Source organism: Kamptonema formosum PCC 10802 (assembly GCF_000332335.1).
In the GTDB taxonomy this organism is placed as follows: Bacteria; Cyanobacteriota; Cyanobacteriia; order Cyanobacteriales; family Oscillatoriaceae; genus Oscillatoria.
The window spans coordinates 2261961-2275054 of the sequence record NZ_KB235948.1 but is presented as its reverse complement, the minus strand read 5'-3'; the positions used below and the strand labels follow the sequence as shown (position 1 = coordinate 2275054).

The window sequence follows — 13094 nt, the reverse complement described above, 5'->3', positions numbered from 1 at the left end:
TATTGATTTTGGATTTTGGATGCCCGGATTTTGGATTGAAAAAGGCGTAGAAACCCGGTTTCGCCGAAGAAGCCCGGTTTCTGGCTCCTGCGGGGGCGGAACGCTTGCGCGCCCTCGCACTCAAAGAAACTCGGGGTTTCACTTGTGTGAGATGCGGGGCTCTACTCACACAAATTACTTAAGGGCAACGTCTCAAAGAAGTCTGGCTTCCCAGACAAAAGCGCAAAAGCCAGAAGCCGGGTTTCTCGATCTTCGTGCCAAAGAAACCCGGATCTCGCTTTTACTCTTGGGTTGGCCGGCGCTGGCAATTGCTAATCCCACTGCCGGGGAAATCAAGGCTACAGGCGGGGAAAAGTGGGCAGCTGAACCCCCGCGAGTGAGTGGCGTTTTTTTGCCGGCTGCTGCGGTGGAATTTCGGGCGCTTGCCAGTCTGGCGGAGGTGCAGCCGGTGCGGAGCCGGCTGGCTCAGTGGGGGTGCCGGTGTCGCCGCTGTGACCAGGAGTCGGGCTATCTGGCTCAGCGGGGGTCAAGATGGCCGGCTCGTTGGGGCTGACTGCCTCAGCTGCCCTGTCAATCAGCTGGGCTAAGTCTTGCCAGAGAGGGTCCTTTGGCGGATTGGGTTCTGGGTGGGGCAATAAGGCGTCTGCTGGGTCGGTTGCCGCAGCGAGATACACCTGCACCGGCACTTCCTCTGCCGGGGGTGGGGACGCCAGGGGTTCAGAGGGTGGGAGCGCTGTCCAGGGCTGGATGGGCAGCGCCTTGGCCAGGTGCGCGTCTGGGGCATTTAAGGTGCCCTCTGAGAGGCTGGCAGCTATGATGCGGGCCTGTTCCGGGGCTTCCGGCGTCTCCAGGCACTGTTCCAGAGCGGCTTTGAACTGCAAGGTTTGGCGCTGCTGTCTGGCGAGGCGCGAGCGCAAATCCCGGCAGGTCGTTTCGCTTTGCAACAGCCGCTGAGCTTGTTCGCTGTAGCGCAGCTGGGTGAGGGCGCACTCCCGCTCGATTTGCGCTAGCCGCTGCTGGCTGGTTTGCAGGCGATCGGTCAGGTTTTGAATCAGCTGCTGCTGGCGCTGGATTTCTTGACGGGAGGATTCCAGCTCGCGAGTCACCCGCAGGACTTGGGCTTTTGCCACTGCCAAGTCTTGAGTTTGTTGGGTTAAGGAGACTTGTTGCGCTTGCGCTCGCGTCTTGTTCAGCTGCAGGGCCGTTTGGGTGTCGTGAAGTGCGTTTTCCATCTCCGCCATTTCATGGGCGAGCTCACTGTTGCGCTGGCGCAACTGGTGAATCAGGCCCAGCAGTTCCACCGCTGCAGGCAGACTGACCTCCGGCTCGACCTCCTCGACATCAGCCAGCAGTTGGGGCGCTCTTGCGGGGTGCCAAGTGGCGATTGCGCTCTTGATCTCGCCGGCAGGGAGGGGCGTCTCCTCTGTCTTGTACGGTGCCGGTGAGGTTTCGCACTCAATTTCATCAATGCTAATGGCATTGGGGAAATTCACTGTCAGCCAGTCTTCCGCCTCAGTGTCGGAGAACGGGCGGGACTCGCCAGAGGCGACATCTGTCGGGGCGGCTGGGGAATCCGCCCCGACTGGCTCTTGCGCTTCAGGGAAATGCGGGTTATTGGGCATGTGTGGTTCACTCATCGGTTCGATCCAGGAACTTACAACTCCTCACGGCAGGCTTCCGTCACTTTGTAAATATTTGTTTAATATTTCCAGGCTGTCCGCGCACCGTCTAAAATCCCTGCCACTAAATGTGCCTGCACAGAAGTTGGCTTAGTAAGACAGAATAGCAGCCCTACGGTCTATTTTTCCCGCCAGCGATGGGTGCCGAGCCACCAAAACGTCAAAAGTCAGCAGTAAAGAGTAAAAATTGTTACAGGCATGTATGCCCGGACACGGAAGTTCCCAGCCCCGAGCTTCCGTGCCGGCAAAGGTTTACAGCAGGCCAGTTTGTTAAATTTTTATTATGAAGCTAAATTTTCGTTTTGCGGTGGTGAGCGACCCACACATCGCCCTCCCTCAGACAATCTGGGACAATCCCAGCCGCTTTCATCTCGTGGAAATCAGTATCCCCGCTCTGGAGACGGTTCTGGAGCGCTTGAGCCGGCTGGAGATCGATTTCCTGCTGCTTCCCGGAGACTTGACTCAGCACGGCGAGCCGGCCAACCACGCTTGGCTCTCGGAACGCTTGACAAAATTGCCGTTTCCTGTTTATGTTGTTCCGGGCAATCACGACGTGCCGGTGCTGCAGCCAGATGCCAGTTCTATCGGCTTGGCAGATTTTCCTCGCTACTACCACCGGCAGGGCTATGCAGACATAGCACAGCTTTACTACACTTGTCAAGTGCTGCCGGGAGTGCGGCTGATCGGGCTGAATTCCAACCAGTTTGATGCCAAGGGCAAGCTGCTGCCATTCGGGCGACTGGATGAGGCGCAGCTGGCCTGGCTGGAAGCGGTTCTGGCCAAAGCTCGCGAGGAGTTAATCTTGGTGATGGTGCACCACAATGTTTTGGAGCACCTGCCTGGGCAGTCTCGCCACCAGCTAGGCCGCCGGTATATGCTGGAAAACGCACCGGCTTTGCTGAAGCTGCTGCAGGCTGCTGGGGTGCAGGTGGTGTTTACCGGCCATTTGCACGTTCAGGATGTGGCCAAAAGCGGCGGGATCAGCGATATCACCACCGGCTCTCTGGTGAGCTACCCCCACCCCTACCGCATCTTGCACTTTCAAATGGATGAGTGGGGGCGAAAATCCCTCCAGATTGAGTCCGACTGGGTGGCATCGGTTCCGGGTTGGCCAGATTTGCCGCTACAGTCCCGGGAGTGGATAGGCGAGCGCAGCCGGCCTTTTATGCTGCGGCTTTTGACGGACCCGCCTTTAAATATGCCGCCGGCACAGGCAGATCCCCTGGTTCCCAGTCTGCGCTACTTCTGGGCGGATATTGCCAAGGGGGATGCCATGTTTGATTTCTCCCACTTCCCGACAAATGCCCGCCGGTACTTCGAGGCGTTTAGCGCGGTTGGGTTGGATGGCACCCCCAATCCGATTGACAACCACACGACGCTGCTGCTTTAGGGATAGGGAGGATTTTCTCTCAACGGGTTATATAGCGGTTCGGTGTTGAGGAGTGAAATTTTTTTTTAATAAACCGCCGCCGTGAAGGAGCGCCAAGGAAGAGAGAGGATTTCACAAATCATTGGCAACCGCTATATATAGCAGCAGTCATATTGGTTAGAACAATAGAAGCTTCGGGAGCTCTGGAGCAAGGGAGGCCGGAATGTACGTTTCCTAAATGCTTACTGCTATATAGACGTAGGGCAGGCGTCCGCCGAGCCTGAAGGTCTAATGTTCTAACCTAAGTGCATACTGCTATATCCCCGGATTCAAGCTATCGGGGGGCAGCGGCAGCCAGAAACCCGGTTTCTTGGTTGCGGGGGGCCAGAAGGGGCCAGAAACCGGGTTTCTGAATAAATGTTTCGGGTAGGATGCAAAAGTTGTCGCAGAAACCCGGTTTCTTGGTTGCGGGAGGCGTCGCAAAACTGCGGCTTCAGCTTCAATTTTCGCCTCAAAATCGGGAGCCTCGGCGGGGGTGATAACTACTCCCTCTAATAAGGTTCGCAGTTGGGATTTAGGCCCTTGTACTGTACACCCGCGCAAAACCACCCCAATAATAGGGCGATTGAAAGGGAATTTCTTTGGGTTTGTACCATTCCTCTAAATCATAGCAGCAGAACTTACGCAGCGACCTCAATTGTGAGGTGGGTTAGGCCGGCACTCACACAGAATTGCTCTGTCACAGGGGGCGGTACGCCTATTTACATGCGATGCAATTTTTTAAAAAAGCCGGCGTATCAGAGCCCTCGCACTCAGATAGCGGAGTCTTCTGAGGGCTCGGTGAGCCGGTGTGTTGCGGTGCTGGCTTTATAGAAATTCGGCTTGAGCAGCAGGCTGACTCCCATTGCCCAGGCGACCGAAACCATCCAGCCGGCTAGAATGTCACTGGGAAAGTGAACTCCCAGATACAGGCGCGTCCAGGCAATAGCTACTGCAAATACGCTCCCGAAAATTAGAGCGAACCAGCACCACCGGCTCCCCCAAGTTAAAATTACCACAGCTGCCACCAGCGTCATGCTCGACATGGCGTGACCGCTGGGAAAGGAGTAATCCGACGGGTGTGGGTAGAAGGACTCCCAGAGGTGGGGGCGCATTCGATGCGTCACGACTTTTGCTGTGTGGTTGATGATGCTGCTTCCCTGCAGGGTGACGATCCAGTACACAAGCGCTCGCCACTGCCGGCGCAGGAACAGCAGCAGCGCTACCGCCAAGAGGAGCGGAAACAGAGTGTCAAACGTTCCATAGTTAGTCAGCGTCGCGGCAAAAGCATTCAGTTGCGGCTGTTCTGTGGCGTGAATTGCCCGCAGTACGGACAAGTCCCACGGAAAGCCGCCTTTATTTTGCCGCATTTCTAGTGCGAGCAGCTCAAACACCTGCAAAGGTAAATAGATTCCTATCAATAGCGCCAGGAGTGAGCGCCAGCGAGCGAGGAGCAGCTCCTTGAAAAAGCTAGTGAAGGACTGGAGACGTTTCGCGAAATCGGATTCAAACATTCGCCAAGCTAAACGAGAGTGGGCGGACTTTAGAAAAATTCTCTTTTTTGAGACGGGCGGGGAGAGTCTACTTACTTAACGCTAATATACCCTGGCCCCAGATGCGGGCTGTACCACAGGCGAGACGCCACCCGTAGCTGCGCCGGCACAGCGCGGGCTTTTGAAACTTGCTGCCGAATCAGCGGCGTTGCACAGGAGAAGGATGATTGAACTTTTTGCACTCATCCAAAACCCTCTCTTACTCCCCCTCCCCGCTTGCGGGGAGGGGGTTGGGGTGCCGGGTTTATCCTGCCTTTGTGCAACGCCGAATCCGCTGGCTTTCACGGGCAATTTGTCGCAACCACTATCATAGCCATCCCCGCCGGCGCTCGCAACCTACTGGCTCCCCCGGCACTGGGACGAACCGGCTGCCGGTGTCTGGCGGAGGCCACAGGCGAAGAATCCCACCTCAGAAGTGGGGAATATATCTAGGGGTTTTCAGTTGGATGAAGTGCGCCCCAGAAACCCGGTTTCTTTCAACCGGGTTTCTGAGTCCCTCAATATCTCACACCGGCTGATCGCCCCACCCCCTTTTCCCCCTCCCGGTGGACAGGCGAGACGCCGGCCCGGTGGGGGAGCCGGTCGAAAAAGCCCACAAACCCTGAAAAACGCTGAAAAAGCCCGTTATAGCAGTATGCACTTAGGTTAGAACATTAGACCTTCAGGCTCGGCGGACGCCCCCCCTACGCCTATATAGCAGTAAGCATTTAGGAAACCTACATTCCGGCCTCCCTTGCTCCAGAGCTTCCGAAGCTTCTATTGTTCTAACCAATATGACTGCTGCTATATCCGATTAAATGAGATTTGTAAAACACGCCTTCAGACAGGTTTTGTATATATGCTTTCAACCGGATATTAGATAATTTGACCCGCCGGCACCCCCTTCTGTGGGGCTAATCGGCTGTTCGTGGCCCACTTTCGGCTGCCGGTGGCCGCTTTTCGGCAGCAAATTGCCGTAAATGAGAGGGTTTCCGATTAAATGAGATTTGCAAAACGCGCCTTCAGACCGTTTTTGTATATATGCTTTCAACCGGATATTAGATAAGTTGCCGTGCGTGGGAACGGGCTGCGGCGGACAGATATAGCAGTATGCACCTAGGTTAGAACATTAGACCTTCAGGCTCGGCGGACGCCTCCCCTACGTCTATATAGCAGTAAGCATTTAGGAAACGTACATTCCGGCCTCCCTTGCTCCAGAGCTCCCGAAGCTTCTATTGTTCTAACCAATATGACTGCTGCTATAAAGCTGCAACTGACCTAAATTTTTAACGTTTTTATCGCTCAGGTTGCCGCTTATAGCAATAGCCACTTAGATTAGGACATTAGACCTTCAGGCTCGGCGGACGCCCCCCCTACGTCTATATAGCAGTAGGCATTTAGGAAACGTACATTCCGGCCTCCCTTGCTCCCCCGCTCCCGAAGCTCCTATTGTCCTAACCCATATGACTACTGCGATATAGCAGTAGTCATATTGGTTAAGACATTAATGACATGGCTTATGGGGCTCATGCGCATCGGGCTCATGCGCATGGGAAAAACTCACAGCTTTTGCGTGATGCGATGATGCGATGATGCTCATGTACTAACCTAAGTGCATACTGCTATATCTGTTTTTCGTTACAGAATTTTAGACTCACCGCCCCGCAGCAGCCACCGGCGAAAATCCGCACTTTTACTCAGTGACTTTTGCTCACCACTTGCAGTAAACTACGGTAAGTCGAGCGAGATAGTGGATTTATCTGGCAAAAGGCGACAAAAGTCAAGATCGAGGGCCCGCTTGCGGGCCTCCCACTGCAGTTCCAGCAGGCTGCGCGAGAGGGGTTCTCGCCGGCAAGCTCACCGCTGGCCAGAAAGCCAAAACCAACGCCCTGTTTTAGCTCCCCGCACTTTACCCTGTATCAGGACAGCAACATGGACTATTTCTTCCTCCCCTTCCTCAGCTTTTTAGTAGGCATCATCGTGGGTTTAACGGGCATTGGCGGGGCGTCTCTCATCACCCCGATGTTGATTTTTGTGTTCCAGGTTCCGCCTTCGATTGCGGTTAGCTCGGATGTGGTATCGGCCACATTGATGAAGGTTATTGGCGGCGTCAAGCACTGGCGGCAGCAAACGCTTGACCCGCAAATTGTCAAATGGCTGGCCTTGGGAAGTGTCCCCGGATCGCTGACAGGGGTGGCGATTTTAGCCGCCATCAAGCAGAATGGGAATCTCAACCCCGATGCCATCCTGCTCCGCGCGATTGGGGTGGTGATGCTGCTTGTCGCCCTGTTGGCGCTCGCACAATTCTTGCTGAAGACTTTTGTGCCGGAGTTGAATTTACCCGAACCGCCTAAGCTGGACTTAAAAACTAAGTCGGGTCGCCTGCTGACGGTGAGTGTGGGAGCGATTTTAGGCTGTGTGGTGGGCTTGACTAGCGTGTCTTCGGGTTCGATGTTCGCCCTGGTGCTGATTGCCTTTTTCCGCCTGGACTCTCGGATGCTGGTGGGCACGGATATCGCACAGGCGGCGATTTTGCTGATTTTTACCTCTTTGGGACATCTCAGCCTCGGCACAGTCCACTGGAGTTTGGTGCTGCCGGTGTGGCTGGGGACGGTGCCCGGTGTGCTGGTGGGCGCTAAGCTCTGCAAAATCGTCCCTCAAAGCGGGCTGAAGTTTGTGATTTACAGCCTGTTAGTGATGGTGAGCTGGAAGTTGGTGTATGATGTCTGAGCGGAGACTTTGGGCTGAGCGGGAATGGCCGTCGGGAAAGCGCTTTTAGGAGGTTGTGACGTCAGCGGATATTAGCGCTCTCACCGGCATCTGCAGCCTGAATGCACTGGTTTCAGATAAGATAAGAATATCTAAACTAATCAATAGGAAAGGAATAGGGGCTTTACCGCACCGGCTTAACATCCGAGCGCTGGCAAGTTGACCGGTTAATCGGTGAGCGACAGCGCAGCAATATGCTATTATTTAAACAATAGGATAATAATCACTCGCAGACTCGCAGGCTTACTGCTAGGAAATAGGAGCCGTAGATATGGCTCGTGTCTCTCACACCGGCAACTGTTACAGCGGCCACTTTATAAGTGTGGGCGCTCAAGACACAGGCTGGCGTCAGCGAAGGGGCTCTCTCTGGCGTGCCTTCCCCTCCCTCTCGCACCCCGCCGCGCAGGTGTTACCGAGAAGCTCCGAGAGCCGGCACTGGCGGGGACCGGCAGGCGGCCTGCTTTGGGGGCTCGGCGCTGCAGCGCCACCGGCACCGGCTAGCTCTGATGGGCGGGACACTGCTGTCCCAGACTTGCAGCGCTGCCGGTGGCCAAAATAGCGGCGAGCTGCCGGTGGCAATTTAAAAGTGTGCATTTATACTGAAACTCCTAACATTTGCCTGTAAATTTGACAATTTTGCTAAATGTCGATAGGGTTACAGGTGATTTAATCTACATAATTTCGATAGGTTTGCGGGATTGGCAAAAGCAGACTTCCAGAAACACGCGGAAAACCCATAGAACTAAATTCCGATGTGCTTGCGGGGGTTTAGAATTTGTGAAAAAAATATAAAAATTTGACTTTATACTACTTTTTAAGGTAAACGTAATATGAGGGTGGGGCTCGCAGGTCAGCGGGCTCAAGCCAGCTATAGATCGGGGAAGAGATAAGAAAATTAGGAGGTAGACGTTAGGAATGACGCCAAATAGGGGCCAAAGGAAGTTCCCCTGGGAATGTATCTGCCACCTCCCACAGCCCAACCGATCTGTGCGCTCCTCACACAGAGCGAGAGCGTGACGCGGTTGCCGGAAGCTTGCTGGAAAACGCACCCGAAAAGTGCGTCGAGCGAAAGCCTGACCGTAAGGAGGAGACAGGAATGAGCGGGTTAATCACTGCAATCCCGACAGGAATAGGAGCCTTTAGTGGCACCAACATCGACGATCTAGCAATCCTGCGGCTGTTTTTCTCGCAGGTGGGTGCTGGATTTCGCCGGCGGCACACCGTTGCCGGCCAGTATTTGGGCTTCGCTGCCCGGGTAGCCGCCAGCTTGCCCAGTTTCTTTGGGGGCTTAATCTTGCCGCCGCGCTGGATTGGTCTGCTCGGCTTAGTGCCGGGGACATTCCGTCTGAGCCGGTTGCTGAATCCGGACAGCCGTGCGGAGGAGGTTGCGCAAGAAGCAGAGCAGTCTGAACGAGTCTGAACGCTCTCCACGGGCCTGTTTTCTATCCCCCCAAACTTGCAGTGTGGCGGCTGTTGCGGTGGCCAATGGCGGTGACAGTATTGGCATTTAGGTGCCGGTGTTTGCCAGCAGCGCTAAGACAAGCCTTCTGGTAATTCTAGGGGTCTTCTTCCTGCTGCCTGGAGTTGGGTGCTGCACTGCCTGCCAATTAACCCAGCTGCCGGCTGTCGCAGATGCCCTGACTCGCCTGGGCAACACGCTCGTTCCTTTTGTCCTGATTGGGTAGGGGGTTTATATTGTGTTGAAAAGTAGCGCTTTGAACCCGCTATCTTTAGTTGCTAGCTGTCTTTGTTTGACGGGTCTGGTTATAATGAATGGCAGCCTCCCTGAAGTGGAGAAGGACTGAAGCAGTCTCTCTGGCTGCTGCGCCGGCGCTCGCAGGGGCGACCGAAACGCAGCAGTCAGTGGGCAGCCAGATCCGGAAACCGGCGGCTGAATAAAAATACGCGGAACCGCCTGGTTTATATTTATAAGCAACTACAAAAAAAGGAATGATTTGTGAGCATTATTGAATTTACCCTCCTGGTTTGGATGGGGTCATTTACCGCAGGGTTTTTAGGGTCGCTGACTGGGTTAGGGGGTGGAGTCGTGATTGTGCCCCTCCTAACTTCCGTATTTGGAGTTGACATCCGGTACGCCATCGGCGCTTCCCTGGTGTCTGTGATCGCGACGAGCGCCGGTGCGGCCTCCGCCTACATCAAAAAAGGCTATACCAACCTGCGGCTGGGAATGTTTTTGGAAGTAGCGACGACAGTCGGGGCGATAATCGGAGCTTTAATTGCCACGTTTGTCTCTGTCAAAGCGCTGACGGTGGTGCTGGGCATTGTCCTGCTGTATTCAGCCTACCTGTCACAGCAGCCCCGACCTGATGAGTATTTTGAGACTGACCCGCCTGACCCCCTAGTCGCTCAGCTCAGACTCAATGGCACTTATCCAACAGCGGATGGGGTGATGTCTTACCAGGTTCACTCTCTCCCGGTTGGGTTCAGTCTGATGGTGCTCGCTGGAGTGATTTCTGGGTTGCTGGGAATTGGTTCCGGTTCGCTGAAGGTGCTGGCGATGGATCAAGCCATGCGCCTCCCGTTCAAAGTTTCCACAACCACCAGCAATTTTATGATCGGCGTGACGGCGGCGGCGTCGGCGGGGGTTTACCTGGCGCGGGGCTATATCGATCCGGGACTGTCAATGCCGGTGATGCTGGGCGTAGTGCCTGGGGCTCTGTTGGGCGCGAAGGTACTGGTGGGAGCTCGGACTCAGGTTTTGAGAGTTATTTTCAGTTTAGTCCTGGCGGCAATGGCGTTTAAGATGGTTTACAACAGTCTGCATGGGGGGCTTTAATAATGTATCAATTTGATTCGCGTTCTCAGTGGCTATCGCCAGTGCGGTCGGAGAGTAAAGTAGTTCCATTCCCGCTGCAGCAGGAAGCCCCAGACTGTGATGCCGGCGAACTCTCTCAGGACTGTGAGGTGGCCGGTTCGAGTCAGGTGGCAGAAGAGTCGAGCGACCGGCAGCTTCAGCTGGCGATCGCCAACCTGCTCAAATATGGGGTGATTCTAGCTAGCGCCACAGTCTTTATCGGCGCAGTCCTGTACTTGATCCGCCACGGTGCGGAGCCGGCTGACTACCACATTTTCCGAGGAGAGCCCTCGATGTTCTGCAGTCCCACAGGTGTGGTGAGCGCGGTCCTGTCCGGCAGCCGGCGCGGCATCATTCAACTGGGACTCCTAATGTTAATTGCCACTCCCGTCATCCGGGTGATATTTTCTCTAATAACTTTCCTGCGGCAGCGAGATTTTACCTATGTAATCGTGACATCAATCGTACTTTCTGGGCTGCTCTACAGCCTTATAGGAGCCTATTTGAGATTCCAATGAATATTTTTCTCCTGACGGCTCACCCCCTATCAGGAGCGAAATCCCCGCACAGCGCAGTTGGGCGAGCAATACCCCTGTCTTGCCGAACCCGATTGCGCTTCCCGCTTTCCACCCCAGTGCCAGCTGGAAGCCGGCTGCCAGTGAGCCCATCCGCTTGCTGGTGGCGGCCCAAATCAAATCGAGGAAAAGACCTTGGCTCGGAACCCGCACCCGAATTCCATCTCGCTTCTCGATAACCTGCAGCTGTTTATTTGGGGTGATTCTATAATATTAAGTGATAGCCTTTTTTAGAATAATGAGGTACTGAGAGCTCCGGTAAGCGCAGGGGCGCGTCCCGCAACATTGCTGTCAGCTTAAGTTGAACTGGGCGGTTCAAACCGCCACGGCACAGACCAAACCGCGCCGGCTGTAAGGAGCTTAAGCTGACACCGACGGTTCCGCCACACCCCCTTCCGGGTTTTGCGCACTTCACCCAACTGAAAAGCGATATAGCTCTCAGCGGTGGGAAATCTGGCAGTCAATACTTGCCTCCCTTGCTGCCAGCCTGGGGGGACACCCCGCCAAAAGCGCCGGCAGTGAGCGCCAGAAAATAAGGACAGAAAAGAATGAGCGTGTTAGGAACTGCAATTGCCACTGGAATCGGAGCTTTCAGCGCGACAAACATTGATGATATTCTGATTTTAATCCTCTTTTTCGCACAGGTGAGCCCCACCTTCCGCCGCCGGCATATCGTTCTCGGCCAGTACCTGGGCTTTGCCGCAATTGTCCTAGCCAGTCTGCCCGGTTTCTTTGGTGGCTTAATCGTGCCGAGAGCCTGGATTGGGCTCCTGGGGTTAGTCCCGCTCGCCATCGGGTTCAGCCGGCTGCTAAATCGAACGAACGATGAGCGGGAGGTTCAGGCTGTCTCCGGTGAATTTAACCCCTTAAGTTCCAATCGCTCTGCGGTGTCCGTACTGGCCAGTCTTCTCAGCCCCCAAACTTATAACGTAGCCGCTGTGACCTTTGCCAATGGGGGAGACAATATTGGCATTTATGTGCCCCTGTTTGCCAGCAGCGATATCCCTACTTTAGCAGTCATTTTAGCCGTCTTCTTTTCGCTCACAGGAGTTTGGTGCTGGATTGCTTCCCGGCTAACCCGCCAGCCTGCTTTCGCTCGCGTTATCACTCGTTACGGCAAGGATATCGCCCCCTTTGTTTTGATTGGCTTGGGGATTTTCATTCTCGTCGAAAGCGGGACTTACCGGCTCCTGCCTTTTATTCCTATAGCAGCAGACAGCTCAGTAATAGACATGGGCATCACGCAAAAGAGAATCACGCAAAAGCCCCTACGCTCACCGGATCTCTCAGTACCTCACTAATATGAGAAACGCTATATTGAGGGCAGGCGTCTCGCCTCCCCTGAATGGGGTCCCAATTACCAGTTGCTACTTAAGTCGGCGGAGCAAATAAAGCGGCGTTCCGGGGCGATCCGGGGCGCGTCCCGCCGCGCCCCAGAACCAGAGGATTCGGCGAGAGGTTTACGGAGAAGCCCGATCGATCTCCGCCAGCAACCTCTCCAGGGGATCGACCTTGAAAAAGAGAACCATATTTCCTGCAACTTTCTGTTCTGGGATTTCGTAGTGTGTTTGGCCGGACAAGATGGTATAATTGGAATCAGAGTCGCCCGATAAAATCAGCTCCTTCAGCCTCCCGTCGCGGAAGCTAGGAGCCATATAGGTAATTCCTTTCTTAATTACGCTGCTGAACGCCCCCATTATCCCGTTGAAGAAGACATTCCCCACCTCACTGAGGGTTTTCATTTTTACCGAATCGCGGTCGATAGCTCGCCGCTGCTCGTCCGCGAGAATGTCTACAAGCGTGGCAGCACTCTTTTCTGAAAAAACCAGGATGGCAATTGCCTCAAATTCCCCTCTGATAAAAAGCTCCATTCCATAAGCGTGAGCCCTGCCAACAGGTTGCTCCAGTTTGGCTTGCAACTGCTGGGGCGACAGGATTTCAATCGCAGACATCTGCAAGTGAATCGGGCTGTCGGTCATATAATTCAACATAGCATTGGCTCGCTCAACACCGGTGTTGAACAGCTTTTGCAATGCACCTATCTGCTTGGATGTAGGCTTTACGCTCATGGTTGGCCGTCACTGATTAACAGAATGTTCATGTCTTGGTAGAGTATGGGCCCTAGACTGCCATTTACCCAATCGTTAGAGCGTTTAAAGGTCGCTCCTCAAGACTGCTCACGCAGGAGTTCCACCCTCTGGTGCAAATTGCCCAGTCTTTGGACTAAAAGCTATTTTTACGGCACGACTGGCTTGCGTTAGTACGGCTTGAATCATAGAATAGATCGACGACCCACACCATTGCTGATGGCGGCTA

Annotated in this window: 12 protein-coding genes and 1 pseudogene; 9 read left to right on the top strand and 4 right to left on the bottom strand. The window is 54.5% G+C overall.

Annotated features, from left to right (window positions below):
* Positions 1-338: 338 nt before the first annotated feature.
* The gene (locus tag OSC10802_RS44155; protein ID WP_155967519.1) at positions 339-1637 is read right to left on the bottom strand and encodes a hypothetical protein; all 1299 of its coding nucleotides are present in this window, start codon (positions 1635-1637) and stop codon (positions 339-341) included.
* A 325-nt stretch (positions 1638-1962) separates the two neighbouring features.
* Here OSC10802_RS44155 and OSC10802_RS0109695 point away from each other — a divergent pair, with 325 nt between their 5' ends.
* Entirely contained in the window at positions 1963-3069 is a 1107-nt protein-coding gene (locus tag OSC10802_RS0109695; protein WP_017716583.1) for a metallophosphoesterase family protein, read from the top strand.
* A 791-nt stretch (positions 3070-3860) separates the two neighbouring features.
* Here OSC10802_RS0109695 and OSC10802_RS0109685 read toward each other — a convergent pair.
* Entirely contained in the window at positions 3861-4601 is a 741-nt protein-coding gene (locus OSC10802_RS0109685; protein ID WP_017716581.1) for a phosphatase PAP2 family protein, read from the bottom strand.
* Positions 4602-4895: 294 nt separating this feature from the next.
* On the opposite strand from OSC10802_RS0109685, the gene OSC10802_RS0109680 reads away from it, so the two are divergent.
* Positions 4896-5072, top strand: a complete 177-nt coding sequence (locus OSC10802_RS0109680; protein ID WP_155967517.1) for a hypothetical protein — start codon at positions 4896-4898, stop codon at positions 5070-5072.
* Positions 5073-5145: 73 nt separating this feature from the next.
* Here the strand turns inward: OSC10802_RS0109680 and OSC10802_RS55525 are convergent, their stop codons facing one another.
* Complete coding sequence (locus OSC10802_RS55525) at positions 5146-5280, bottom strand: hypothetical protein (RefSeq protein WP_255349128.1); 135 nt, start codon at positions 5278-5280, stop codon at positions 5146-5148.
* Between the two features lie 1271 nt (positions 5281-6551).
* Here OSC10802_RS55525 and OSC10802_RS0109675 point away from each other — a divergent pair.
* From OSC10802_RS0109675 to OSC10802_RS0109650, 6 genes are all read left to right on the top strand, one after another.
* Entirely contained in the window at positions 6552-7349 is a 798-nt protein-coding gene (locus tag OSC10802_RS0109675) for a sulfite exporter TauE/SafE family protein (protein WP_017716579.1), read from the top strand.
* 359 nt (positions 7350-7708) lie between these two features.
* Positions 7709-7972, top strand: a complete 264-nt coding sequence (locus OSC10802_RS0109670) for a hypothetical protein (RefSeq protein WP_017716578.1) — start codon at positions 7709-7711, stop codon at positions 7970-7972.
* Between the two features lie 512 nt (positions 7973-8484).
* Positions 8485-8808, top strand: a complete 324-nt coding sequence (locus tag OSC10802_RS54235; protein WP_232731656.1) for a cadmium resistance transporter — start codon at positions 8485-8487, stop codon at positions 8806-8808.
* Between the two features lie 537 nt (positions 8809-9345).
* Positions 9346-10185 (top strand): sulfite exporter TauE/SafE family protein, encoded by an 840-nt coding sequence (locus tag OSC10802_RS0109660; RefSeq protein ID WP_017716576.1) that lies wholly within the window; start codon positions 9346-9348, stop codon positions 10183-10185.
* A 2-nt stretch (positions 10186-10187) separates the two neighbouring features.
* A complete protein-coding gene (locus OSC10802_RS0109655) occupies positions 10188-10721 on the top strand; it encodes a DUF1634 domain-containing protein (protein WP_017716575.1) in 534 nt (177 codons plus the stop codon).
* 605 nt (positions 10722-11326) lie between these two features.
* Positions 11327-12079, top strand: coding sequence for a cadmium resistance transporter (locus tag OSC10802_RS0109650; protein WP_017716574.1), 753 nt, complete (start codon positions 11327-11329; stop codon positions 12077-12079).
* 159 nt (positions 12080-12238) lie between these two features.
* Here OSC10802_RS0109650 and OSC10802_RS0109645 read toward each other — a convergent pair whose 3' ends face one another.
* On the bottom strand, positions 12239-12847 hold the full coding sequence (locus OSC10802_RS0109645; protein WP_026098340.1) for a hypothetical protein: 609 nt from the start codon (positions 12845-12847) through the stop codon (positions 12239-12241).
* A gap of 23 nt (positions 12848-12870) precedes the next feature.
* Here OSC10802_RS0109645 and OSC10802_RS56950 point away from each other — a divergent pair.
* A pseudogene (locus OSC10802_RS56950) lies at positions 12871-13039 on the top strand (IS200/IS605 family transposase); the annotation flags it as partial.
* Positions 13040-13094 lie beyond the last annotated feature (55 nt).